This window comes from Rhodococcus sp. 05-2255-3B1, from assembly GCF_002258545.1.
GTDB lineage: Bacteria > Actinomycetota > Actinomycetes > Mycobacteriales > Mycobacteriaceae > Rhodococcoides.
Window position 1 is genome coordinate 180,060 of record NZ_NOZC01000036.1, and the last position, 23,730, is coordinate 203,789.

At 65.2% G+C, this 23,730-nt stretch carries 23 protein-coding genes; 6 read left to right on the plus strand and 17 right to left on the minus strand.

All coding sequences use genetic code 11. From position 1 onward, the window contains the following. The first annotated feature begins 44 nt into the window (after positions 1 to 44). Positions 45 to 458 carry a TIGR03618 family F420-dependent PPOX class oxidoreductase gene (locus tag CH249_RS21655; protein WP_045195190.1) on the plus strand — a complete coding sequence of 138 codons (414 nt, stop codon included), beginning with the start codon at positions 45 to 47 and terminating at the stop codon, positions 456 to 458. Between the two features lie 18 nt (positions 459 to 476). Here the strand turns inward: CH249_RS21655 and CH249_RS21660 are convergent, their stop codons facing one another. Together CH249_RS21660 and CH249_RS21665 are read right to left on the minus strand one after the other, a co-directional pair. After that, a complete protein-coding gene (locus tag CH249_RS21660; protein ID WP_032398474.1) occupies positions 477 to 1,055 on the minus strand; it encodes a nucleotidyltransferase family protein in 579 nt (192 codons plus the stop codon). Continuing rightward, entirely contained in the window at positions 1,052 to 2,194 is a 1,143-nt protein-coding gene (locus tag CH249_RS21665) for a Xaa-Pro peptidase family protein (RefSeq protein WP_094647908.1), read from the minus strand. The genes CH249_RS21660 and CH249_RS21665 overlap by 4 nt, the downstream gene beginning before the upstream one ends. A gap of 27 nt (positions 2,195 to 2,221) precedes the next feature. Between CH249_RS21665 and CH249_RS21670 the strand changes: the two genes are divergently transcribed. Then, the gene (locus tag CH249_RS21670) at positions 2,222 to 3,199 is read left to right on the plus strand and encodes a 5'-3' exonuclease (protein WP_094630090.1); all 978 of its coding nucleotides are present in this window, start codon (positions 2,222 to 2,224) and stop codon (positions 3,197 to 3,199) included. A gap of 19 nt (positions 3,200 to 3,218) precedes the next feature. On the opposite strand, the gene CH249_RS21675 is transcribed toward CH249_RS21670, so the two are convergent. From CH249_RS21675 to pafA, 7 genes are all read right to left on the minus strand, one after another. Further along, a complete protein-coding gene (locus CH249_RS21675; protein ID WP_094682776.1) occupies positions 3,219 to 4,112 on the minus strand; it encodes a DUF4333 domain-containing protein in 894 nt (297 codons plus the stop codon). Between the two features lie 94 nt (positions 4,113 to 4,206). Then, positions 4,207 to 6,981: an RNA helicase gene (locus CH249_RS21680; RefSeq protein WP_045195196.1), complete on the minus strand. Its 2,775-nt coding sequence runs from the start codon at positions 6,979 to 6,981 to the stop codon at positions 4,207 to 4,209. A gap of 27 nt (positions 6,982 to 7,008) precedes the next feature. Then, the gene (gene tatC / locus CH249_RS21685) at positions 7,009 to 7,980 is read right to left on the minus strand and encodes a twin-arginine translocase subunit TatC (protein ID WP_032398078.1); all 972 of its coding nucleotides are present in this window, start codon (positions 7,978 to 7,980) and stop codon (positions 7,009 to 7,011) included. A gap of 110 nt (positions 7,981 to 8,090) precedes the next feature. Then, positions 8,091 to 8,357 carry a Sec-independent protein translocase subunit TatA gene (gene tatA, locus CH249_RS21690; protein ID WP_032398077.1) on the minus strand — a complete coding sequence of 89 codons (267 nt, stop codon included), beginning with the start codon at positions 8,355 to 8,357 and terminating at the stop codon, positions 8,091 to 8,093. Between the two features lie 86 nt (positions 8,358 to 8,443). After that, complete coding sequence (locus tag CH249_RS21695) at positions 8,444 to 9,439, minus strand: YafY family protein (RefSeq protein WP_032398076.1); 996 nt, start codon at positions 9,437 to 9,439, stop codon at positions 8,444 to 8,446. Continuing rightward, positions 9,436 to 10,428, minus strand: coding sequence for a YafY family protein (locus CH249_RS21700; protein WP_032398075.1), 993 nt, complete (start codon positions 10,426 to 10,428; stop codon positions 9,436 to 9,438). Before CH249_RS21700 ends, CH249_RS21695 begins: the two co-directional genes overlap by 4 nt. Before the next feature lie 61 nt (positions 10,429 to 10,489). Beyond that, positions 10,490 to 11,848, minus strand: a complete 1,359-nt coding sequence (gene pafA / locus CH249_RS21705; RefSeq protein WP_176459280.1) for a Pup--protein ligase — start codon at positions 11,846 to 11,848, stop codon at positions 10,490 to 10,492. Positions 11,849 to 11,946: 98 nt separating this feature from the next. Here pafA and CH249_RS21710 point away from each other — a divergent pair, with 98 nt between their 5' ends. Next, positions 11,947 to 13,416, plus strand: a complete 1,470-nt coding sequence (locus CH249_RS21710; RefSeq protein ID WP_094682777.1) for a bifunctional phosphatase PAP2/diacylglycerol kinase family protein — start codon at positions 11,947 to 11,949, stop codon at positions 13,414 to 13,416. A 33-nt stretch (positions 13,417 to 13,449) separates the two neighbouring features. Here CH249_RS21710 and prcA read toward each other — a convergent pair whose 3' ends face one another. From prcA to arc, 5 genes are all read right to left on the minus strand, one after another. Next, positions 13,450 to 14,223, minus strand: a complete 774-nt coding sequence (gene prcA / locus CH249_RS21715; protein WP_032398072.1) for a proteasome subunit alpha — start codon at positions 14,221 to 14,223, stop codon at positions 13,450 to 13,452. Further along, complete coding sequence (gene prcB, locus CH249_RS21720; protein ID WP_032398071.1) at positions 14,220 to 15,161, minus strand: proteasome subunit beta; 942 nt, start codon at positions 15,159 to 15,161, stop codon at positions 14,220 to 14,222. Before prcB ends, prcA begins: the two co-directional genes overlap by 4 nt. Next, positions 15,158 to 15,352, minus strand: coding sequence for a ubiquitin-like protein Pup (locus tag CH249_RS21725; protein WP_008716348.1), 195 nt, complete (start codon positions 15,350 to 15,352; stop codon positions 15,158 to 15,160). Before CH249_RS21725 ends, prcB begins: the two co-directional genes overlap by 4 nt. Before the next feature lie 194 nt (positions 15,353 to 15,546). After that, positions 15,547 to 17,046, minus strand: coding sequence for a depupylase/deamidase Dop (gene dop / locus CH249_RS21730; RefSeq protein WP_032398070.1), 1,500 nt, complete (start codon positions 17,044 to 17,046; stop codon positions 15,547 to 15,549). Between the two features lie 82 nt (positions 17,047 to 17,128). Further along, positions 17,129 to 18,892: a proteasome ATPase gene (gene arc, locus CH249_RS21735; protein ID WP_045199741.1), complete on the minus strand. Its 1,764-nt coding sequence runs from the start codon at positions 18,890 to 18,892 to the stop codon at positions 17,129 to 17,131. A 184-nt stretch (positions 18,893 to 19,076) separates the two neighbouring features. Here arc and CH249_RS21740 point away from each other — a divergent pair, with 184 nt between their 5' ends. Next, positions 19,077 to 19,562, plus strand: coding sequence for a hypothetical protein (locus CH249_RS21740; protein WP_094648006.1), 486 nt, complete (start codon positions 19,077 to 19,079; stop codon positions 19,560 to 19,562). 34 nt (positions 19,563 to 19,596) lie between these two features. On the opposite strand, the gene CH249_RS21745 is transcribed toward CH249_RS21740, so the two are convergent. Further along, positions 19,597 to 20,463, minus strand: coding sequence for a tRNA (adenine-N1)-methyltransferase (locus CH249_RS21745; RefSeq protein WP_045199744.1), 867 nt, complete (start codon positions 20,461 to 20,463; stop codon positions 19,597 to 19,599). A gap of 358 nt (positions 20,464 to 20,821) precedes the next feature. On the opposite strand from CH249_RS21745, the gene CH249_RS21750 reads away from it, so the two are divergent. After that, positions 20,822 to 21,661, plus strand: a complete 840-nt coding sequence (locus CH249_RS21750) for a RecB family exonuclease (RefSeq protein WP_094648007.1) — start codon at positions 20,822 to 20,824, stop codon at positions 21,659 to 21,661. Then, the gene (locus tag CH249_RS21755; RefSeq protein ID WP_094629986.1) at positions 21,658 to 22,470 is read left to right on the plus strand and encodes a thioesterase family protein; all 813 of its coding nucleotides are present in this window, start codon (positions 21,658 to 21,660) and stop codon (positions 22,468 to 22,470) included. The genes CH249_RS21750 and CH249_RS21755 overlap by 4 nt, the downstream gene beginning before the upstream one ends. Before the next feature lie 69 nt (positions 22,471 to 22,539). Here the strand turns inward: CH249_RS21755 and hisG are convergent, their stop codons facing one another. Both hisG and CH249_RS21765 read right to left on the minus strand, forming a co-directional pair. Then, positions 22,540 to 23,391: an ATP phosphoribosyltransferase gene (hisG, locus tag CH249_RS21760; protein ID WP_094647914.1), complete on the minus strand. Its 852-nt coding sequence runs from the start codon at positions 23,389 to 23,391 to the stop codon at positions 22,540 to 22,542. Between the two features lie 46 nt (positions 23,392 to 23,437). Then, positions 23,438 to 23,701, minus strand: coding sequence for a phosphoribosyl-ATP diphosphatase (locus CH249_RS21765; protein ID WP_032398466.1), 264 nt, complete (start codon positions 23,699 to 23,701; stop codon positions 23,438 to 23,440). Positions 23,702 to 23,730 lie beyond the last annotated feature (29 nt).

Consider the following 23,730-nt stretch of genomic DNA (forward strand, 5'->3'; position numbering starts at 1 on the left):
CCGACCAGTCTTGCCGATGAAATCGCATTCACTACAGTCGGGGCATGGCCGCCATTCCCGCAGACGCGACTGCCCTCGCCGACGACGCATTCGAGTTCCTTGCCGAGCGGCATCTGGCCACTCTGACGACACTGCGACCCGACGGAACCCCGCACGTGGTCGCCGTCGGGTTCACCTACGATGCCGAATCCCGCTGCGCTCGGGTCATCACCAACGACGTATCGCAGAAGGCGATCAACGCCGGCCGTGGCGCCTACGCCGCCGTCACCCAGATCGACGGCGCCCGCTGGCTGACGTTGGAGGGCCCCGCGTCGGTCCGAAACGATCGTGAATCGGTCGTCGATGCGGAGAACCGCTATGCGCAGCGCTACCGCGTACCCAGGGAGAACCCCACCCGAGTCGTCATCGAGATACAGGTCCAGCGGGTACTGGGTAGCCGTTCGCTGCTCGACCGGTAGCGGCCGTCCCGTCTGCTTTCACCGCCAGGGAAGCACGGTCAGGTTCGGCCATTCGGTCGTCCACCGGGCAGCCTTGGCCTCGTACACGTGCCGCATCGGCAACCGCGGGTTCGGCCGCACGATTCCCGCGAAGAGATCCTCGAATCCGTGCGGTGCGTACACGACGTCCGTACCGCCCTGGTCGGTGGTGATGCCGAAGCAGCACGTCGTGGAGACGAAGTGATCGATCGCATCCTCGGTGCTTCGGTACGGTGCGATCGCAGTGCCGAAATGCTGCTCGTACCACAGGTGTACCCGCGCCTCGTTGCGTACTTCGACGTCCACACCGAGGTCGGCGAACACCGATGCCGCGCGCTCGATCACCTCGTTCTCCGATTCGTAGGACAGATCGGAGTCGTCGAAGTAGAAGAAGTCGTAGTCCCGGATACCCGCACGAAGGTCCCTACCGGCCAGGTGGTTCCAGACCGTCTGGAACAGGCCACCCGCCGTCAGGTACCACCCGGGAAGCTTCAGTTCTGGTGCACGTCGAAGTATCTCGGCGACAGCAGGATTGGATCGAACGATCGAGACGAACTCGGGCTCGCCTCGATTCGTCACGCCGGCAGGACGGCCAGGCCGTGCGGCCGCAGGTTGACCGACTCGCACCCGTCCGCGGTGACGACGACGATGTCCTCGATGCGCGCACCCCACTGTCCGCGGAAGTAGATTCCCGGCTCGATGCTGAACGCCATTCCTTCGGTCAGCGTGATGTCGTTGCCGGCAACGATGTACGGCTCCTCGTGCACCGACAGGCCGATCCCGTGCCCGGTCCGGTGCAGGAACGCCTCGCCCAGACCGGCGTCGACCAGCACGTCGCGGGCTGCCGTATCGATGGACTGCGCCGTGACGCCGGGCACCACCGCATCGACAGCTGCCTGCTGGGCCCGCTCGAGTACCGCGTACTGCTCGGCGATCTCTGCCGAGGGCTCGCCGAGACTGTAGGTGCGGGTCGAGTCGGAGTTGTATCCCGGTGCAACGGGTCCCCCGATGTCGATCACCACGATGTCGCCTGCCTCGACGACTCGATCGGAGACCTCGTGGTGCGGGTCGGCACCGTGAGGCCCGGACCCGACGATGATGAATTCCGGTGCTGTGTGGCCTTCTTCGACGATCGCGGCCGCGATGTCCGAGGCGATCTCCGCTTCCGTGCGGCCTACTCGAAGCCACTCGCCCATCCGGGCGTGCACGCGGTCGATGGCGTACCCGGCGCGGCGCAACGCGTCGATCTCAGCCGCATCCTTGACCATTCGAAGTTCGCGAAGCACGTCGGTGGCCAGCACCGGGACCGTGCCGAAGACACCCGCCAACGGCACGAAATGCAGGGCAGGCATGGCGTCGGCGACGGCTGTTCTCGTTCCGCCGGGAACTGCCGCTGCCACCAGTGCGTACGGATCCACACCGTCGACCCAGTCGACGAGCGTCAGAGACAGCTCCTGCGCCGCGGAATCACCCAGTGCGGCGAGCTCGAGCCGCGGAACCACGACCGTCGGGGTGCTGCCGTCTGCCGGAACGACCAGAGCGATGAGACGCTCGAACGAGCTGGCCTTCGATCCGATCAGGTACTGCAGATCGGGACCCGGGGTGATCAACAGGGCATCCAAGCCTGCTTCCGACGTCAGGCGAGCCGCGCGGGCGAGTCTGGACGCGTAGACATCGCTGGAGAAACGTGAGGAACTGACCGAAGAATCGACACTCATACCTTCAGGCTAATGCCGTACGGCAAGATGAGCCCCATGACCGCCCCCGGAAAGTCTCCGTTGCTGCTCCTCGACGGTGCGAGCCTGTGGTTCAGGGCCTACTACGCACTGCCCGAGTCGATTACGGCCCCCGACGGGCGACCCGTCAATGCCGTTCGCGGCTTCCTCGACATGATCTCGGCGTTGATTGCGCGCACCGAACCCAGCCGACTCGCTGTGTGCCTCGATCTCGACTGGCGCCCACAGTTCCGCGTCGACCTCGTGCCGTCCTACAAGGCGCATCGTGTTGCCGACGCTGCCCCGGAGGTCGCCGAGAGCGAGGAAGTTCCGGAGACACTGACACCACAGGTGAACATGATCATGGATGTGCTCGCCGCATTAGGGATCGCGACCGCAGGCGCAGACGGTCTCGAAGCCGACGACGTGCTGGGAACCCTGGCAGCACGCGAGCGTCAGGACCCGGTGGTCGTGGTCAGCGGGGACAGGGATCTACTTCAGGTCGCCGCGGACGAACCGAACGAGGTGCGCGTTCTGTACGTGGGACGCGGTTTGGCCAAGGCCGAATTGTTCGATCCCGCACTGGTTTCCGAGCGCTACGGTGTTCCGCTTCATCGAGCGGGTGCGGCGTACGCGGAACTCGCCCTGCTGCGCGGCGATGCCTCGGACGGCCTGCCCGGTGTCAAAGGGATCGGTGAGAAGACGGCATCGACGTTGATGCTGAACTACGAATCCGTCGCTGCGTTGCGCGCTGCGGCCCTCGACCCGGCATCGGACATGGCCAAGGGCATCCGGGCGAAGCTGGCCAATGCGAGTGAGTACCTGGACGCCGCACTTCCCGTCGTCCGAGTTGTCACCGACGCCGATGTCGTCCTGTCGAAATCCGACGAGATTCCGGCCGAGCCCGCCGATCTCGACGCGCTGAACACACTCGCCGAAACCCTCGGTATCGAGAACGCCGTGGCCCGCCTCGTCGCTGCCATGGCGGCCACGGCCTCGACAGCCTGAACGGCCGACCGACGCGGGACTACTTGGGTAGGGAGACCTCGTAGTTGGCGTCGTCGTCGAGGAAGGTCAACGTCACCGTCTTGAACGCACCGTCGACCGTCAGGGTGCAATCGACACTGGTCTTTGCCTTGACCTCGATGTTCTGGGGGCAGGACACACCGGAGACGTCGGACGCCCCGTAGGACTCGGTGACGACCGTGCGAATGCCCTCCTCGGCCGCCGCGGTATCGAGGGTGGTCGTGCGGCCGAAGGCGAAGAACAACACCACAGCGATCACTGCGACCACGGCGACGACGGCACCCGCGATGATCAGAGGCTTCTTGGACTGTGATCCGGCCCGCCCTGGCCCCTGCTGATTCGGGTATTGCTGATTCGGATACGGCTGGTTGGGATTCCAGGGCTGCTGCGGCGGCTGTCCGTACTGCCCTTGTCCGTACTGCCCACCACCGAATTGCTGTGGTGCGTAGGGGTTCTGGTAGGCCGCATCGCCCGAAGCAGGCACGCCGGCACCGGGATAGGGCGCGCCGTACTGCTGACCGGCCGGATACTGACCGGTGGGGTTCTGGCCCTGGGGGTAGCCGCCCTGCGGATTCGTGCCCTGGGGGTAGCCACCCTGCGCGTTCGGGGCCTGGGGGTATTGACCCTGCGGGTAGCCGGCAGATGGGTACTGGCCCTGGGGATACTGCCCCTGTGGGTACTGGCCCTGTGGGTACTGGCCGCCGGGCTGCTGCGGGCTCTGCCCGTACGGCGTGGCCGGCGGCTGTCCGTACTGACCCCACGCCGACGGCGTCGGTTGATCGGCCGAGGGGCCGCCGGGTTGCGTCTCCGGCGTGTCGTTCGCGGCACCGTCCTGCTGATCGGGCTTGCGCGACCAGCTGTTGTCCGGATCGGTCGGACCGTATGGGCCGCTCATCTCGCCTCCACTGAAAATTCGGATTCGTCGGGGGTACAGTATCCCGCCCGTACGACTCTCCGCTGTACCGACCCGGCAGTCCGATTCGCTCCTGTCATGCGGCATCGACGGCGACCACACCGCGGCGCAGAGCCGCGATCGCCCGCGCCGCAGTGCGCGAGAGTTCCGGCTCCGGGGCCGCGAGCCGAACCTGATCCAATAGGTCGATCACCTGCCGACACCAGCGCACGAAGTCTCCGCCCGACAGTGCTTTGCCGTTGTCGCCCGCGGTGACGAGAGCATCGACCAACGAATGGTTCGACGCCCACTTGTAGATCGCCTTCACGAATCCCATGTCGGGCTCTCTCGTCGGCGGAAGCTTGTGCCGAACTTCGTCGGACCTCAACTCGTGCCACACCCGCACCGTCTCGGTCAGCGCGTGTCGAATCGGACCCGTCGGACCGTGCGGAGTGATATCGCCCTCCGACCTGGACTCGTAGACCACCGCCGAGACCACCGCCGCCAACTCTGCCGGAGAAAGGCCTTGCCACAGGCCGCCGCGCAGGCATTCGGCGACCAGGAGGTCGGACTCCGAATAGATCCGACTCAGCCGTGCGCCATCGTCGGTGACCTTCGGATCCTTGCCTGCCGTCACGTACCCGCGGTCGGCGAGCAACGCCAGGATACGGTCGAACGTTCGGGCGAGGGAGTTCGTCGTCGCCGATACCTTCTGGCGCATCGTTTCGGTCTCCCGAGCCAGCCGGTTGTAGCGCTCACCGGTGCGGCCGAGCTCGTCGCGATCGGGGCGCGCGTGCACCGGATGCGATCGAATGGCTCTCCGAAGCGTGGCCAGTTCCTTGTCGTCCGCTGCGGTCGATTTGCGGCGGACTCGGTCCGACGGCTGCGAGATTCCGCGTGTGACCAGGGCGGCCGCGAGATCGCGCCGGGTCTTGGCGGTGCGATGATCGACGAAGCGCGGAAGGCGCATGGTGCCCAAAGACGTTGCAGGCGAGGGGAAGTCCGCGGCCGAAAGCCGCCCGGCCCATTTGTCCTCGGTCAGTACGAGCGGCCGCGGATCGGCCCGGTCGTCATCCGCCTCCAGGACCACCGCGAGACCGCTGCGGCGACCGGTCGGCACCGAGATCACGTCGCCGCGCCGCAAGGCACGGAGTGAATCGACTGCCTTGTCCCGTCGATCGGACCTGTTCTGGCGTTCGAGGGTCTTCTCACGATCCTTGAGCCGCTCACGCAGCCGCGCATACTCGAAATACTCGCCGTCGGGGCCGCCGAGGCGTGCCCCGAGCGCCTCCAACGTCTGCATGTTCTTCTCGATGCCGCGCACCATCCCGACGACGGACCGGTCGGCCTGGAACTGGGCGAAGGACCGTTCGAGCAACAGACGCGAATCGGCCGCACCGAACTGTTCGATCAGGTTGATCGACATGTTGTATGCCGGCGCGAACGAACTGCGCAGCGGGAAAGTGCGGGTCGACGCCAGACCGGCGACCTCGGTCGGCTCCGTACCGGGCTGCCACAGCACGACGGCATGCCCCTCGACATCGATACCGCGCCGTCCGGCCCGGCCGGTCAGCTGGGTGTACTCCCCCGGCGTCAACTCGGCGTGTGTCTCACCGTTGAACTTGACCAGCTTCTCGAGCACGACGGTTCGAGCAGGCATGTTGATCCCGAGAGCCAACGTCTCGGTGGCGAAGACCGCCCGGACCAGGCCCTTGACGAACAACTCCTCGACGGTATGCCGAAAGACCGGCAACATCCCGGCGTGGTGAGCGGCGAATCCACGCTCGAGCGCGTCGCGCCACTCCCAGAAGCCCAGGACCTCCAGGTCCTCGCGTGGCAGCTCCGAGGTGTGCTTCTCGACGATGTACCGAATCTCCTCGGCCTGCTCGGGCGTGGTCAGCACCAGCCGCGAACGCATGCACTGGGTCAGCGCGCCGTCACAGCCTGCGCGGCTGAAGATGAATGTGATCGCCGGGAGCAGACCTTCTTCGTCGAGTTTGGCGATCACATCGGGTCGGGCCAGTGGGCGGTTGTTCGCTCCGCTGCCGTGACCGCCACCGCGACCTCCGCCGCCTGCCCGACCGCCTCGGCCTCTGCTGTGTGGTGCATGCCAGCGGTCCATCGAGTCGAGGGACTGACGTTGTTTGACGTGTCGTACGAGTTCCCGATCGACGACGATCTTCTGACTGCCGTCCGCCGACTGGGCTCGCGTGTCGAACAGATCGAACAATCGGCGACCCACCATGATGTGCTGCGACAGGGGTACTGGGCGGTTCTCGTCGACCACGACCGAGGTGTCTCCGCGGACCGTGCTCATCCAGGCACCGAACTCCTCGGCGTTGCTCACCGTGGCCGAGAGGCTGACCAGTCGAACGTCGTCGGACAGGTGCAGGATGACCTCTTCCCACACCGCGCCTCGGAAACGGTCGGCGAGGTAGTGCACCTCGTCCATGACGACGTGCGAGAGACCTCGCAATGCGTCCGAGGATGCGTAGAGCATGTTGCGCAGCACTTCGGTCGTCATGATGACGATGGGGGCATCGGGGTTGATCGACGAGTCTCCGGTCAGCAGCCCGACCGTGTCACGCCCGTACCGCGCGGTCAGCTCGGCGAACTTCTGGTTGCTGAGCGCCTTGATCGGGGTGGTGTAGAAGCACTTGCGCCCGGCGGCGAGCGCCAGGTGCACCGCGAATTCGCCGATGACGGTCTTGCCTGCACCGGTGGGGGCGCAGACCAGAACGCCGTGACCGTTCTCGAGTGCCGTACACGCGTCCACCTGGAACCGATCGAGCGGGAAACCGAGTTCGGACGAAAAGCGTTGCAGCTGGGTGGGTCGGGGGCTCGTCCCCGTATCGACGATCGGCTCGGTCATGCGATCGACCCGACGGTTCGGCCGCGGTCAGATCGTGTCGTCGTACTGTGCCTGCACTCGGGTCGCGGTACCGAAGCCGCTGGACGGCGGTGTCGGAGCGACGGCATCCGGTGACTCGATCGAACTTGCGCCGTCGATGCGCGTTGCTTCGTCATCTGACACATCACCCCATTCGTCTCTTCTCTTGCGCAACTTACGCTTGTCGTGAATCCGCGCAATCTGCACTGCCATCTCGAAGAGCACCGTCAACGCCAAGGCCAAGGCCAGCATCGAGAAAGGGTCCTGCCCCGGAGTCGCGATGGCCGCGAAGACGAACAGCCCGAAGATGAGACCTCGACGCCACGCCTTGAGTCGCTCGTAGGTGAGTACGCCGACGAAATTCAGGGCGACGACCAGCAACGGAATCTCGAAGCTGACGCCGAAGATGATGAGGAGGTTGATCAGGAATCCGAAGTACTGGTCACCGCTGAGCGCGGTGATCTGGACGTTGTCACCGATCGAGAGCAGGAAGTGCAGGCCCTTGGCCACCACGAAGTAGGCCAGGACGGCTCCGGTGACGAACAGCGCCGCGGCTCCGGTCACGAACGAGACCGCGTATCGACGTTCGTTCGCGTACAGACCCGGGGTGATGAACGCCCAGATCTGATACAGCCAGATGGGACAGGCCAGGACGACACCGGCGGTGAACGCGACCTTGAATCGCAACAGGAACTGATCGAACGGCCCGGTCGCGAGCAGACGACACTGGTCGTCGTTGCTCAGATTCGCGCGGAGGCTCGGATCGAGCGTGCAGTAAGGACCTCGTAGGAGGTCGCCGAGGCTCTCGACGCCGAAGATGGTGTGCGAGTACCAGAAGAACCCGAAAGCAGTCGTCAGCGCGACGGCGACCAACGACCACAGGAGCCGGGTTCGCAGCTCGTACAGGTGATCGACCAACGACATCGTGCCGTCGGGATTGACTCGGCGCTTGCTACGCCGCGGATCGAACGGAATGCGCATGGTGTTCTACGGTCAGCCTTCTTCGGTCGGACGACGGCGCGGAGCCGTCACCGACAGCAGTGAACCTTCGGTGCCACCTGGCACCGAAGGTGTGCTGAGCGGCCGTGCGCTCAGGCAGACTTCGCGTCGTGCTGGGTCTCGGTGTTCGGCTGCACGACAGGCGCAGGCGAAGGCAGCTGAGCGGGAGCGGTCGGCTGCTGCGCCGTCGCGGTGTCGGCGTCGGACTTGCCGTCGTTCTGCATCTCCTTCACCTCGCTCTTGAAGATGCGCAACGACCGGCCGAGTCCGCGAGCAGCCTCGGGCAGCTTCTTGGAACCGAACAGAATGATGACGACCACCGCAACGATGGCCCAGTGCCAAGGACTGGTGAATCCCATGCGAACCTCCTACAGATCAGATGAATCGAGCGTACCCGACCGCGGGCATCGCCTCCGGCAGCAGCGGGTGTCGGTTTGCCCCGTGTTCACGTGGGGACGGTGCCGTCCGCGCTGGTGGCATCGAGCTCGGCATACGCATCCAGGGCCGAGCGGGCACGATCGCGGACGGAGTTCACCAAGGATTCAGGTGCCAGTACCGTGACGCCGCCGCCGAAGCCCAAGGTCAATCGAGTCATCCACTGCAGCGTCGCGAACCTCATCGTGACCACGATGGAACCGTCGGCATCCGCGGCGACCTGCGTCATCGGGTAGTAGTCCAGAATCCAGGTGAAGGCCGGCGACACCTTCAGCCGGGCCTGCGAAAGCGAGGGATCGTCGTTGAAGATCTCGAAGGCGTCCTCGTCCTGCACCGATTCCGGAGGCGCGGCGGGTTCGTCGAGTTCGGTTGCCGAGTCGATGCGGTCGAATCGGAACAGCCGCACTCCCTCGGCGCTTCGGCACCACGCCTGGACGTAACTGTTGTCGTCGACGACGACCGTCCTGATCGGGTCCACGGTCCGTTCGGTGACGACATCCCGCGATGCGGAGTAGTAGGTCAGCTGAAGGGCATGCCGGTGACGCAGCGCAGAACGAACGGTACTCGAGACCGGTCCCTCCTCGGCACCTGCGCTGTCGTGATCCGACGAGAGCGGCACGTTGGCCGCAGCCGAGCCCGCTGCGGTCTCGATCTTCGCGATAGCGCGCTGAGCGGCGGACGGGTCGACCATTCCGGGCATGGACGTCAGGGATCGAAGCGCAACCAACAGGGCCGTCGCCTCGGTCGACGTCAGGCGCAGCGGTCGATCGATTCCGGCCGAGAACGTGACGTCGATGCTCTCCTCGGAGAACGACAGATCGATGAGATCACCCGGACCGTAACCGGGCAGACCACACATCCAGAGTTGATTGAGATCGGCCATCAAAGTCGCCGTCGACACCCCCAGCTCACGCGCGGCCTCCTCGGCACTCAAGCCGGGATTGGCCATGAAGAACGGCACCATGTTGAGCAACCTGGCCAGCCGAACCGACAGTCGCGCGCTCATCGCTGGTTCTCCACGTCGGCCGCTGTCTGCAGGGTCGAGATCACGTCGGCGCGCAATTCCGCGGGTTCGAGAACCACCGCATCCGCGCCGTGACCGGCGATCAACCGCGAGACCCAATCCCAGGACCGCACGGGCACCTCGACGACCGTGCCGCTTCGGGTGCCGAGACTCTGCACGCCCACCACCGTTCCCATTCTGCGCAATTCCAGCGCCCTTCCGTCCTGCAGCCACACTCGGGCCGTGCCCGATACCGAGGACGTGCCCGCCACTCGGCGGACGATCTCCTGCAGATCGACACCGTCGGGCTTGCGGACGCTCTGCGGGGTGCCGAACGACTTGACCTCGTCGCCGATTCGGGACAGGCGAAACGTGCGGGTGTCGTCGCGGTCCACGTCGTGCCCCACCAGATACCAGCGGCCGCGAAACGTCACGACGCCCCACGGCTCGACGGTTCGGGTGGTGAACGGCTCGGTCAACGACGGGCGGTGTTGGAACCGTACCGACTTTCCGTCGTCGATCGCGGCCAGCAGGGCACCCAGGGCGGGTTCGGAGCCTCGGGTACGGGCGGGAACCGCGGTCACCGCTGCGGCGGACTCGTTCTGGTCGACCTGAATTCCGGCGGCGCGGAGTTTGAGCAACGCACTCTGTGCCGCCGAGGTGAGCTCCGGCGATTCCCACAGTTTGACCGCTACTGCGACGGCGGCCGATTCCTCGCTGGTGAGGTCGATGTCGGGAAGTTCGTAGGCATCGCGGTTGATGCGATAGCCCTCGACGCCGCCGAACCTGGTGGCGGTACCGGTTTCCAACGGGACACCGAGGTCACGCAGTTCGTTCTTGTCTCGCTCGAACATTCTGCTGAACGCTTCGTGGCTGGTGGAGTCGTCGTATCCGGCAACGCTCTCGCGGATCCACTCCGCGGTCAGGAACTGACGTGTCGACAGCAGACAGATGACCAGATTCATCAGGCGTTCGACTTTGGTGGTGGCCACGACAGTCGAGCCTAGTTGCTCACCGGTGGACGCAGCGGTAACGACCCGACTGCGTCCGGCACTACATCGACGCGATCAACCGTTCCACTCGCTCGTCGACCGATCGGAACGGGTCTTTGCAGAGCACGGTTCGCTGAGCCTGGTCGTTCAACTTCAGGTGTACCCAGTCGACGGTGAAGTCGCGACCCGCTTCCTGAGCGGCCGTGATGAATTCTCCGCGCAGCTTGGCCCTGGTGGTCTGCGGCGGCAGATCGACGGCCTCGTCGATCTGCTCGTCCTCGGTGACTCGCTTGGCCAGACCCTTGCGCTGCAGCAGATCGAACACTCCGCGGCCGCGCTTGATGTCGTGGTAGGCCAGGTCCAGCTGAGCGATCTTGGGATCGGACAGCTCCATCGAGTAACGGTCCTGGTAACGCTGGAACAGTTTGCGTTTGATGACCCAGTCGATCTCGGTGTCCACCTTCGCGAAATCCTGTGTCTCGATGGCGTCGAGCGTTCGTCCCCACAGGTCGACGACCTGCTCCACCTGAGTGTTCGGCTCGCGCGTCTTGAGATGCTCGACGGCTCGCGAGTAGTACTCGCGCTGGATATCGAGGGCGCTGGCCTGTCGTCCCCCGGCGAGTCGAACGGGGCGACGTCCGGTGAGATCGTGACTGACCTCGCGGATTGCGCGAATCGGATTGTCCAGCGCGAAATCTCGGAAGGACACGCCCGCCTCGATCATCTCGAGAACGAGGGCTGCCGTACCGACCTTGAGCATCGTCGAGGTCTCGGCCATGTTCGAGTCGCCCACGATGACGTGCAGTCGGCGGTACTTCTCGGCGTCGGCGTGCGGCTCGTCGCGCGTGTTGATGATCGGCCGCGAACGAGTGGTGGCCGAGGAGACGCCTTCCCAGATGTGCTCGGCGCGCTGCGACAGGCAGAACGTCGCAGCCTTGGGCGTCTGGAGCACCTTGCCAGCGCCACAGATCAACTGACGCGTGACCAGGAACGGCAGCAGAACGTCCGAGATTCGGGAGAACTCGCCGGCGCGTTGGACGAGGAAGTTCTCGTGGCAGCCGTAGGAGTTACCCGCCGAGTCGGTGTTGTTCTTGAACAGATAGATATCGCCGCCGATACCCTCTTCGGCCAGGCGCTGCTCGGCGTCGATCAGCAGGTCTTCCAGTACCCGCTCGCCTGCGCGGTCGTGGGTCACCAGCTGCAACAGACTGTCGCACTCGGCGGTGGCGTACTCGGGATGCGAGCCCACGTCGAGGTACAGGCGGGCTCCGTTGCGAAGAAACACATTTGAGCTGCGACCCCACGAAACGACTCGGCGGAACAGATAGCGAGCCACTTCGTCCGGACTCAGCCGTCGATGTCCGTGGAAAGTACATGTGACACCGAACTCTGTCTCGATGCCCATAATTCGTCGCTGCACACTTCGACACTACAACGCAACCCGCGGATCGATGTGTCGGAGCGCCCCGATGTCGTCCGTCCGTGAGGATGCCGTCGCACGTGCCTAGGCTGGGCGTCATGACATCCACGCGCACCCCGATCTCGACGGCCGTCCACGCGTGGGATCTGTCCCTGGTGGCACGAAGCGCCGCCCTGCGGCAGAGCAGAGCGGACGGTGGACTGCGTGCCCTGAGCAACGCCGCCGATCACGGTCGTCTGTGGCTCGGGGCGGCTGCGCTTCTCGTGGCCGCAGGTGGCCCGGCCCGACGCGGCGGCGTCCGGGGGCTGGTGGCGCTGGCCGGTGCGAGCTCCGTGGCGAACGGGCTGCTCAAACCGCTGTTCCCGCGGACTCGTCCCGATTCCGAGTCCGTTCCCGTCCTGCGTCAGGTTCTGGCTCCGCCGGTGTCGTCGTCGTTTCCCTCCGGCCACTCGGCGTCCGCGGCTGCGTTCGTCACAGCGGTGGCGATCGAATCCCCCGTCGCAGGCTTGCTGCTGGCACCCGTTGCGGCCGCGGTGTGTTACTCGAGGGTCCACGTGGGCGTGCACTGGCCGACGGACGTCATCGCCGGCGCCGCTCTCGGCTCGGCCATCGCGTTGTCCACTCGTCGATGGTGGGCCGTGCGATCGGAAAAGCCTGCCGATCTCGGCTCCCCGGTCCAGGTCGAGCCACTGCCGGGCGGCCGGGGGCTACTGGTACTCGTCAATCCGGGGTCGGGCACCGATTCGGACGCGGTGCCCGATGCGATCCGTCGAGCACTTCCCGATGCCGATCTGTTCGTGCCGAATCCCGATCAGGACTTCAACGAGCAACTGGAGCAGCGCATTCGGAGCACGTCCCCACGTGCCCTCGGTGTCTGCGGTGGTGACGGAACCGTGGTCAGCGTCGCCGCATCCGCGGTGCGCAACGGATTACCGCTCGCAGCATTTCCGGGTGGCACTCTCAATCATTTCGCGCGCGACACCGGATTGACCGTCGTGCAGGACACCGCTGCCGCCGTGGAAGCGGGCACCGCCGAACTGGTCGACATCGCCGAGGTGTCCGTCGACGGCCGCAGTGTGTCGTTCGTCAACACCGCAACGTTCGGTGGCTACCCCGACTCGGTTCGGCTACGTCAGAAGTTGCAACGCCGAATCGGCAAATGGCCCGCGGCCGCCATCGCGATGACGCGGGTCCTGGCGGCTGCGGAACCACTGAACATCGGACTCGACGGCACCGAGCAGTCGGTCTGGATGCTCTTCGTCGGCAACGGCAATTATGTACCGGCCGACCAAGTACCCATGTCTCGCAGCAGTATTCACACCGGCACCCTCGATGTCCGGTTTCTTCCGTCCGAGCCGAAAGCGTCCAGAACCAGACTGCTGTGGGCAACGTTGACCGGCACCCTCGGGTCCTCGCCCGCCTACGTCCGTCGAGCGGTGAAGGAGTTGACCGTCGAGGTGGAGGGTGCCCCCGTTGCCCTCGCGGCCGACGGCGAAGTGGTGGGCGACGGACGAAGGTTCGAGTTCACCAGTGACAAGAACGGCCTCGCGCTCTACCGAAAGCGATAGCGCGCGAGGCCGAACGAGTGTCGGGACCATCGGTCAGGACGGCGGTGCACCTTCGGTGTCGGGTGCCGTCTCGACCGCTGCAGTCGGCGCCGGCAACATGTCCTCCAGCGCAGCCCCGGCAATGCGTCTGAACGCTCGTCGCGGCCGCGCCTGGTCCAGCACCGCGACCTCGAGCGCCGACACCTCGAGAACCTTCTTCTCCGGCTCGCCGCCCGCCGCGGGCGGCGCAGTCGGGCCTGCCGTGAGTGCGTCGACGGCCACACGTACCGCGTCTGCCAGGTCCAGCCCGGCGCGATAGGTGTCCTTCAGTGCGGCCACGATCGGCTCGGTCGTCCCGCCCATGACGACGAAATCCTGCTCGTCGACGATGGATCCGTCGTAGGTGATGCGGTAGAGCTGCGTGGCGATCGGCTCGTCCTGGTGCGACACCTCCGCGACACAGATCTCGACCTCGTACGGCTTGAGCTGCTCGGTGAAGATCGTGCCGAGTGCTTGCGCGTACGTCTTGGCAAGCGAACGGCCGGTCACGTCGCGCCGATCGTAGGTGTAGCCCTTGATATCGGCGTGCTGGATACCGGCCTTGCGCAGGTTCTCGAACTCGTTGTACTTGCCCACGGCCGCGAAGCCGATCCGGTCGTAGAGTTCGCTCACCTTGTGCAACGCGGTCGAACGGTTCTCGGCGACGAAGAGGACCCCGTCCGCATACGTCAGCACGATGACGCTGCGGCCGCGGCCGATTCCCTTGCGCGCCAACTCCGAACGATCGCGCATGATCTGTTCGGCAGATGCGTAGTACGGCATCGTCATGGTGCGCTACCCCCTTCGCTCACTTGCTGGCCAGCCCGAGTGTGGTGCTCGGCACCACCGGAATGCGCTGCACTCTCCGTCCGCTCCGCGAGAACCGACCGAGCTGCAGCCGAAATCCTCTCGTGTGCAACGTCGTCCGCCCCAACACTGGTGATGGCAACTGCCGTCGGGTAGATCCCGCGGGTGACGTCAGGACCGCCTGTGGCCGAGTCGTCGTCGGCGGCGTCGTACAGCGACTCCACCGCTGCACGAATCGCCTCCTCCTCGGTCATTCCGGGGCGATAGAGCTTCTTGAGCGCGGACTTGGCGAACAACGATCCCGATCCCACGGCGTGGTAACCCGAACGCTCCTCGTATCGCCCGCCGACCACGTCGTAGGAGACGATGCGTCCGGCTCGATCCGGGTCCGAGATGTCGATGTCGAATCCGACCAGCAACGGGACGGCGGCGAGCCCTTGCATCGCGGCACCGAGGTTGCTTCGCACCATCGACGACAGCTTGTTCGCCTTGCCGTTGAACGTGAGCGGCACGCCTTCGATCTTCTCGTAGTGCTCGAGTTCGACGGCGAAGAGCCGAACCAGCTCGATCGCGATGCCCGCGGTTCCGGCGATACCCGCGGCGGAGTAGTCGTCGGTGACGTAGACCTTCTGCATGTCGCGGTTGGCGATCAGATTGCCCTGCGTGGCTCGCCGGTCACCCGCGATCAGAACACCGCCTGCGTAGGTCAGTGCAACGATCGTCGTTCCGTGTGGAGCGATCCCGGACTTGTCCGAGCCGCCGTTCGCAGTGTTGGTCGCCAGATCCGCCGCGATACCGCTCTCGGGCAACAGATGAGGGGCGTGCCGACGAAGATAATCGGAGAACGACGAGCTGCTCGTCCCGAATGGGATCGCCGTTCCGTCGCCTGCCGACCGTGGGTCCGAACGATCCACCGTCACTGGCCGCCCTTCTGAACGTAGGCGCGGACGAAGTCCTCGGCGTTTTCCTCGAGCACGTCGTCGATCTCGTCGAGAAGGTCGTCGGTCTCCTCGGCCAGCTTCTCGCGTCGTTCCTGACCACCGGCTCCGGTGTCGCCGGGAACCTCATCGTCGTCGCCGCCGCCAGAGCGCCGTGTCTGCTCCTGTGCCATAGTCGCCGACCTCCTCCGTGTATCGAGAAAACAGATCTACTGCACTCTCACCGGTCGATCCGAGGTGCACCGTCGTGGATGTGCAAGTGCAACCGAACGTTCCGCCGAAAGTGCACGGACCTTTACCCTACCGACTGACCGACTCCGCCGGTCGACAAGACACCGCCTTTGGTCGGCGTCGGTCCCGGGGTGCGTCAGTTGGTGAGCTGATCGACGAGCTCTGCGGCGCTGTCGACCGACTCCAGCAGTGCACCGACGTGCGATTTGGTGCCCCGGAGCGGCTCGAGAGTCGGGATGCGAACGAGGGAGTCACCGCCGAGATCGAAGATGACCGAGTCCCAGCTCGCCGCAGCGATGTCTGCCCCGAACTTGCGCAGGCACTCGCCGCGGAAGTACGCCCTCGTGTCCTCCGGCGGCGTGCCGACGGCATCGAGCACCTGCTGTTCGGTGACCAGTCGATCCATCGACCCACGAGCGACCAGCCGGTTGTACAGGCCTTTGTCCAGCCGAACATCGGAGTACTGCAGGTCGACCAGATGCAGTCGCGGAGCCGACCACCCGAGCCCCTCGCGCTGGCGGAATCCCTCCAGGAGGCGCAGTTTCGCGGGCCAGTCCAGCAGATGGGCGCACTCCATCGGATCCCGCTCGAGAAGGTCGAGGACCATGGCCCACTTGTCGAGCACGTCGAGTGCGCGCGCATCGTCACTGCCCTCGGCAGCGACGAACTTGGCAACGCGCTGGTGGTAGATCCGCTGCAGCGCAAGCCCGGTCAGTTCGCGGCCGTCGGCGAGAGCGACGGCCTTGCGCAGCGTCGGATCGTGGCTGATCTGATGGACTGCGGTCACCGGCCTGGCCAGCTGCAGATCGGACAGGTCGACGCCGGCTTCGATGATGTCGAGCACGAGCGCTGTGGTGCCGACCTTGAGGTAGGTCGACATCTCGGCGAGATTGGCGTCGCCGATGATGCAGTGCAGGCGGCGATACTTGTCCGCGTCCGCGTGCGGTTCGTCGCGCGTGTTGATGATGCCGCGTTTGAGGGTGGTCTCGAGGCCCACCTCCACCTCGATGTAATCCGCCCGCTGCGAGAGCTGGAAGCCTGCTTCGTCGCCGGACTGGCCGATTCCGACGCGTCCGGACCCGGTGATGACCTGCCTCGAAGCGAAGAACGGCGACAGACCCGCGATGACCGCCGAGAACGGCGTCTCGCGCGACATCAGGTAGTTCTCGTGAGTGCCGTACGACGCGCCCTTACCGTCGACGTTGTTCTTGTACAGCTGCAGGCGCGGCGCTCCCGGGACGCTCGACGCATGGCGGGCTGCGGCTTCCATCACCCGCTCGCCTGCCTTGTCCCAGATGACTGCGTCCAGCGGGTCACGTACCTCCGGAGCCGAGTACTCGGGGTGGGCGTGATCGACGTACAGGCGAGCACCGTTGGTGAGAATCATGTTGGCTGCGCCGATCTCGTCGGCGTCGATCACCGGTGCGGGGCCACTGAAGCGTCCGAGGTCGAAGCCGCGAGCGTCACGCAGAGGCGATTCGACCTCGTAGTCCCAGCGCGTGCGCTTGGCCCGGGGAACTCCGGCGGCCGCCGCGTAGGCGAGCACTGCCTGGGTCGACGTCAGGATCGGGTTGGCGGTGGGTTCGGTGGGCGAAGAAATGCCGTACTCGACCTCGATACCGATGATGCGCTGCATGTGTCGAGCCTAGACGTCGACCGAAGAGCGCTTTCGGGGCGCGCCCTGTGCGGACGCGCCCCGAAAGTGGTGTTCGACGAAGCTACAGGTACTGGCCGGTGTTGGCCTCGGTGTCGATCGCCCGGCTCGCGCTGGCGTTCTTGCCGGTGACCAGCGTGCGAATGTAGACGATCCGCTCGCCCTTCTTGCCGGAGATTCGAGCCCAGTCGTCCGGGTTCGTGGTGTTCGGCAGGTCTTCGTTCTCGGCGAACTCGTCGACGATGGAGTCGAAGAGATGCTGAATCCGCAGACCGCTGTTTCCGGTTTCGAGTACCGACTTGATGGCGTACTTCTTCGCGCGGTCCACGATGTTCTGGATCATGGCCCCGGAGTTGAAGTCCTTGAAGTACAGAACCTCCTTGTCGCCGTTGGCATACGTCACCTCGAGGAAGCGGTTGTCGTCGCTTTCGGCGTACATGCGCTCGACGACGCGGTCGATCATCCCTCGGATGCAGGCTGCGCGGTCTCCAGCGAACTCCGCGACGTCGTCGGCGTTGACCGGCAGCGAATCGGTCAGGTACTTGGAGAAGATGTCCTGTGCCGATTCGGCGTCGGGCCGCTCGATCTTGATCTTGACGTCCAGGCGACCGGGCCGCAGGATCGCGGGGTCGATCATGTCCTCACGGTTGGAGGCACCGATCACGATGACGTTCTCCAGCCCCTCGACGCCGTCGATCTCGGCGAGCAGCTGCGGAACGACCGTCGTCTCGACGTCGGACGAGACGCCCGAACCGCGGGTTCGGAAGATCGAGTCCATCTCGTCGAAGAACACGATGACCGGGGTGCCCTCGGACGCCTTCTCCCGTGCGCGCTGGAAGATCATGCGGATGTGCCGCTCGGTCTCGCCGACGAACTTGTTGAGCAGTTCGGGGCCCTTGATGTTGAGGAAGAACGACTTCGCTTCCTTGGCGTCCTGCCCGCGGGCCTCGGCGATCTTCTTGGCCAACGAATTGGCAACGGCCTTGGCGATCAACGTCTTTCCACAACCGGGAGGGCCGTAGAGCAGCACACCCTTGGGCGGACGCAGGGAGTACTCGCGGAACAGATCCTTGTGCAGGAACGGAAGTTCGACGGCGTCGCGAATCTGCTCGATCTGTCGCCCGAGACCACCGATGTCCTCGTATCCGACGTCCGGCACCTCTTCGAGGACCAGGTCCTCCACCTCGGCCTTGGGGACACGTTCGAAGGCGTAGCCGGCCTTGGTGTCGACGAGCAGGGAGTCGCCGGGGCGAAGTTTGCGGGACGGTTCGTCCGGGTCGATCGGACCTTCGTCGTTGACCATGTCGATCAACGGCTTGGCCAGCCACACGACTCGTTCCTCGTCGGCGTGACCGACGACGAGTGCCCTCGATCCATCGCCCAGAAGCTCACGCAGAGTGCTGATCTCGCCGACCTGGTCGAAGGTGCAGGCCTCGACGATGGTCAACGCTTCGTTCAGTCGCACCGTCTGTCCCGGTGCGAGTGAATCGGCCTCGATGTTCGGTGAACACGTCAGCCTCATCTTGCGTCCCGAGGTGAACACGTCGACCGTTCCGTCCTCGAACACGCTCAGCAGAACGCCGTAGCCGCTCGGTGGTTGGCCGAGGCGATCCACCTCCTCCCGGAGCGCGATGAGCTGCTGTCTCGCCTCTTTGAGGGTGTCCATCAGTTTTGCGTTGCGCAGAGACAGTGAATCGACGCGACCTTCGAGTTCGCGTACCTGCTCGGGGGACTCCCCCAGTTGACGGCGCAGCGAAGCAGCTTCGGCTCGCACGGCGTCCAGTTCGGCTCTGGCCGCGGCCACATCCGGATTGTCTGTTGAGCTCATGAGCGACTCCTCCCAGTGACGATCTTTCAACGCTACCGGCACCGGCCCGAATGTGCGGACCGACACCACGATCGGGTCGTGTGAGCACTGCGTCTCGACCGCACCGAGCGTCGGTCGAATTCATGTTAGCCTCACCTGACCAAATGGCAGACCGACCATGGAATCAGGGGCTTCACCAGTGAAGATGCGTAATTTCTCGGTAGCTGTCGCGCTCGCGACGGCGGTGATGTCGGTAGCCGGGTGCAGCTCGGCCGATGAATCCGATCAGACCGATCACAATTCGACGTCGGCCGCGGAGAGCAGCGTTCCGGCAGCCGATGCGCCCGCCGTCGCGCCGCCGACATCCGGTGATCTCGAAGTATCTCTGCTGCAATTGGTGGCCCCGAACGTCGACGCGGCGACGAAGGCGGCGTCGGTCGAGAACGGGCAGGCACGCCTGACCAACCTCGAAACGATGACCGCGGCCCTGGCGAACTACGGCGCGATCACGTTCGAGGTTGCCGAACCGACGGTCGAGGGCGAGACGTCGACCGCCGACGTCGCGATCGCCACCCCTCGGGGAACGGCAGCTCCGTCCCCTCAGACCTGGGTGCTGATCGATGGCGACTGGAAGCTCTCCGATGCCAGCACCTGCCGGATTCTCGCTATGGGGCAGGCTCCCTGCGCCTAGACCGAGAGGTCGGAATCCTCGCCGACGCCGATCGTCATCCCTTGCCGGATCGACGCTGCGGCTTCGGCGTGACAGTGCCCTCGGCGAGGCGTCGAACACTCACGAGGAATGCGGTGTGCCCCTGCATCCGATGCTCGGGCCGAACCGCCAGTCCCACGACGTGCCACCCGCGCACCATCGACTCCCACGAACGGGGTTCGGTCCAGCATTCCTGTGCGCGTAGGGCTTCGACGACCTTGGACAGCTGCGTCACCGTCGCGACGTAGACCAACAGCACTCCGCCCGGAACGAGAGCTTTCGATACGGCGGGCAGTGCGTCCCAGGGGGCCAGCATGTCGAGAACCACCCGATCCACCTGCTCCCCCGGTCGATCGACACCGAACCGATCCACGTCGGCCACCGTCAGGTGCCAGTTGGACGGCCGCTCGCCGAAGAACGTCTCGACGTTCTTGATCGCGTAGTCGGCATGGTCCTGGCGGATCTCGTAGGAGATGACCGTTCCTTCCGTACCCACCGCACGCAGCAGCGAGCACGTCAGAGCGCCCGATCCGGCACCGGCCTCAAGCACTCGCGCCCCGGGGAACATATCGCCCTCGTGGACGATCTGGGCTGCATCCTTGGGGTAGATCACCTGCGCGCCACGCGGCATCGACAGCACGTAGTCGGTCAACAGCGGCCGAAGCGCGAGGTAGGGGGTGCCGTTGACGGACGTGACGACGCTGCCCTCGTCGGCCCCGAGCAGTTTGTCGTGCGTGATCCCGCCCCGGTGCGTGTGGAATTCCTTGCCCGCCTCGAGCACCACCGTGTAGTGACGGCCCTTGCCGTCGGTGAGCTGGACTCGGTCTCCGACGCGGAACGGACCGCTGCGGGCGGGTCCGGTCGGTACCGGCTCGACGGGCATCCCGTCGTCGATCGTCGTAGCGTCGTCGAGTTCGATCTCGTCGACGGTCGCGGTGACCACCTCGTCTGCACCTGGAGCCGGAACGTCGACGATCGCGTCGACCTTGGAACCGTCGCTCGCCGCGGACGCGGAATCACCGAAGGACACAGCATCACCGGACGGCACAGCGGAACCTGCTTTCGTTGCTCTGTTCGACGCCCGACCTGTTGGTCCGACACCTGGGACGACTCGACGTGCCAGACTACGGCCTTGACCGAAGATGTCGGACCAACGGCATAGTCTCGCAGTCGTGAGTATTTCCGTGTCGACGCCCATCGACTTGCCTCTACTCGACCTCGGCGACAGCGCGCGACCGCCGCTGGCGGTGCCGAGCCCCCGCAGCACGCCGGCGTTGTCGCCCTCCCGCGCAGGCGATTTCAAGCAGTGTCCTCTCCTCTACCGCTTTCGCGCGGTCGACCGCATTCCGGAGGTCTCCACCGAAGCTCAGGTCAAGGGAACTGTGGTGCATGCCGCACTGGAGGCTCTCTACGCGTTGCCTGCGCAGGACCGAGTGCCGACGACTGCGCGCGACCTGGTGGATCCGGCGTGGGAGCGAGTGGTTGCCCAGTCGCCCGCCATCGAGTCGTTGGTTCCTGCCGACGAGCGGACGGCTTTTCTCGATCGCGCTCGGGCTCTGGTCGCCGGATACTACGAACTCGAGGACCCGACTCACTTCGAGCCCGAGTCCTGCGAGCAACGGGTGGAGATCGATCTGGACGACGGCACGCCGCTTCGGGGATTCATCGATCGAATCGACGTCGCACCCAACGGCATGATCCGCGTCGTCGACTACAAGACGGGCCGGGCTCCGCGGGAGTTCACCGAGTCCAAGGCGCTGTTCCAGATGAAGTTCTACGCCCTGATGATCATGCGCATGCGCGGCGTCGTTCCGGCGCAACTGAAATTGATGTATCTGGCCGACAAGCAGGAACTGACCTACGCTCCGGACGAAGACGAGCTGCGCAGGTTCGAGCGCATGCTGTCTGCCATCTGGAAAGCGATTCTGGCCGCAGGCGAGACCGGCGACTTCCGCGCCAAGAAGGGCGCACTGTGCAAGTGGTGCGACCACCAGGCCCTGTGCCCCGAGTTCGGCGGCACTCCCCCGCCGTATCCGGGTTGGCCGCAGACGGCCCAGGCTTCTACGGTGTCCGAGCAGTGACGATTCCGAACGCCTTCTTCGTCCCCGCCGGTGTCGGCAGTGAAGGCCACGAGAGGGTCACCGCCACCGAGCACACCGTCAGCCTGTGGGCACCGACGATGCAGCACGGGGCACCGCCGTCCGCCCTGTTGGTCCGTGCACTCGAGCGCGTCGACGCGCGCGAGGACACCCGGATCAGTCGGGTGGCCGTGGACATCCTCGGACCGGTTCCGGTCGGCGACATCGAGATCCGAGCATGGACGGAGCGTCCCGGTACCAACATCGAGCTCGTCGTGGCGGAACTCTGGGCGGCCGGTGCCTCGGGAACTGCGCGCGCTGTCGCCCGGGGCAGCGCATGGCGTATGCGCACCACGCCGACGGACGACGTGGCTCACTCGGGCGATCCGGTGATGCGACCGGTGAGCGACGGTGTCGACTACACCTTCGGTGGCACCTGGTCGTCGGGTTATCTCGACGCCGTCGAGTTCAAGATCCTCACCGGACTCGGAGCCGACGGACCGGGTGAGATCTGGGCCAGGCCCACACCCGTTCTCGTGCAGGGTGAATCGATGACACCCCTGGAACGACTCTTCTCGATTGCGGATATCGCCAACGGCATCGGTGCGAAACTGCCGATCGACGAATGGACGTTCTTGAACACCGACCTGACCGTGCACGTGTTCCGAGTGCCGCAGGGTGAATGGGTAGGAGTCTCGGCGGAGACCTCCACCGGTCCCGACGGTATCGCCATGTGTGCAGGCACGCTCAGTGACGAACTGGGACCGGTCGGGCGCATCGCGCAGACGGTATTGGTTCGGCGTCGCACCTGACGAGCGACAACGATCGGGGCACCCGCGGCGCGCACGCAACGCGCGACACGACCCGTCGGCTACCCGGACTCAGAATGCTCGACAGGACCTGATGTCGGACGCGAGGATCGCCTTGGCACCCAGCTCGGCGAGCTGATCCATGACGTTGTTGTGGACCTTGCGAGAAACCATGGCGCGCACGGCAACCCAGTTGTCGTCGACCATCGGGGCGAGGGTCGGCGATTCGATTCCCGGGGTGATCTTCACGGCCTCGTCGAGGATCGCCTTGGGGCAGTCGTAATCGAGCATCAGGTACTGCTGCGCGAAGACGACGCCCTGGACACGGGCGATGAGTTGCTTGCGTGCGGAGTCGGTGCCCGGAGCGCCTGCTCGTTCGATCAACACACCCTCCGAATCGCAGAGAGATTCGCCGAAGGCCACGAGATTGTTCTGACGCAACGAACGTCCCGACTCCACCACGTCGGCGATCGCGTCGGCCACACCGAGCTGGATGGAGATCTCGACCGCACCGTCGAGGCGGATGACCGTAGCCTCGAGTCCTCTGGCGGCCAGATCCTTACGCACCAGGTTGGGATAGGACGTGGCGATGCGCAGTCCGCCCAGGTCCTCGGGTACCCACTGCTTGCCCGCGGGTGCGGCGTAGCGGAAGGTCGATCGGCCGAACCCGAGTGCCAGCCGTTCCTCGACCGCGGCACCGGAATCGAGCGCCAGGTCGCGTCCGGTGATACCCAGATCCAATTGCCCGGATCCGACGTAGATCGCGATGTCCTTGGGGCGGAGAAAGAAGAACTCGACGCCGTTCGCCGGATCGAGAACCGTCAGGTCCTTCGAGTCGCTTCGGCGTCGGTAGCCGGCTTCACTGAGAATTTCGGCGGCGGACTCGGAGAGAGCGCCCTTGTTGGGTACGGCTACGCGCAGCATGGAGTGTCCTTGTTCGACGAGTTCGTGAGCGACAAGCGGATCGAACTCACAGATGTTTGTAGACGTCCTCGAGTTCGAGGCCTCTGCCCACCATCATCACCTGGACCCAGTAGAGAAGCTGCGAAATCTCCTCGGCGAGCGCCTCGTCGCTCTCGTGCTCGGCAGCGATCCACACTTCACCTGCTTCTTCGAGGACCTTCTTGCCCTGGAAATGAACTCCAGCGTCCAACGCTGCGACGGTGCCCGAACCCTCGGGACGGGTCTTCGAGCGATCGGTGAGCTCGGCGAACAGCGAATCGAAAGTCTTCACGACTGGATATTCTTTCACGTCGTCACTCG

Bases quoted from the DNA above. Each gene is read 5' to 3' on its own strand.
- CH249_RS21655 (WP_045195190.1), top strand. From the start codon at position 45: ATGGCCGCCATTCCCGCAGACGCGACTGCCCTCGCCGACGACGCATTC.
- CH249_RS21665 (WP_094647908.1), bottom strand. From the start codon at position 2,194: ATGAGTGTCGATTCTTCGGTCAGTTCCTCACGTTTCTCCAGCGATGTC.
- CH249_RS21670 (WP_094630090.1), top strand. From the start codon at position 2,222: ATGAGCCCCATGACCGCCCCCGGAAAGTCTCCGTTGCTGCTCCTCGAC.
- CH249_RS21675 (WP_094682776.1), bottom strand. From the start codon at position 4,112: ATGAGCGGCCCATACGGTCCGACCGATCCGGACAACAGCTGGTCGCGC.
- CH249_RS21680 (WP_045195196.1), bottom strand. From the start codon at position 6,981: ATGACCGAGCCGATCGTCGATACGGGGACGAGCCCCCGACCCACCCAG.
- tatC (WP_032398078.1), bottom strand. From the start codon at position 7,980: ATGCGCATTCCGTTCGATCCGCGGCGTAGCAAGCGCCGAGTCAATCCC.
- tatA (WP_032398077.1), bottom strand. From the start codon at position 8,357: ATGGGATTCACCAGTCCTTGGCACTGGGCCATCGTTGCGGTGGTCGTC.
- CH249_RS21695 (WP_032398076.1), bottom strand. From the start codon at position 9,439: ATGAGCGCGCGACTGTCGGTTCGGCTGGCCAGGTTGCTCAACATGGTG.
- CH249_RS21710 (WP_094682777.1), top strand. From the start codon at position 11,947: ATGACATCCACGCGCACCCCGATCTCGACGGCCGTCCACGCGTGGGAT.
- prcA (WP_032398072.1), bottom strand. From the start codon at position 14,223: ATGACGATGCCGTACTACGCATCTGCCGAACAGATCATGCGCGATCGT.
- CH249_RS21725 (WP_008716348.1), bottom strand. From the start codon at position 15,352: ATGGCACAGGAGCAGACACGGCGCTCTGGCGGCGGCGACGACGATGAG.
- dop (WP_032398070.1), bottom strand. From the start codon at position 17,046: ATGCAGCGCATCATCGGTATCGAGGTCGAGTACGGCATTTCTTCGCCC.
- arc (WP_045199741.1), bottom strand. From the start codon at position 18,892: ATGAGCTCAACAGACAATCCGGATGTGGCCGCGGCCAGAGCCGAACTG.
- CH249_RS21740 (WP_094648006.1), top strand. From the start codon at position 19,077: ATGCGTAATTTCTCGGTAGCTGTCGCGCTCGCGACGGCGGTGATGTCG.
- CH249_RS21745 (WP_045199744.1), bottom strand. From the start codon at position 20,463: ATGCCCGTCGAGCCGGTACCGACCGGACCCGCCCGCAGCGGTCCGTTC.
- hisG (WP_094647914.1), bottom strand. From the start codon at position 23,391: ATGCTGCGCGTAGCCGTACCCAACAAGGGCGCTCTCTCCGAGTCCGCC.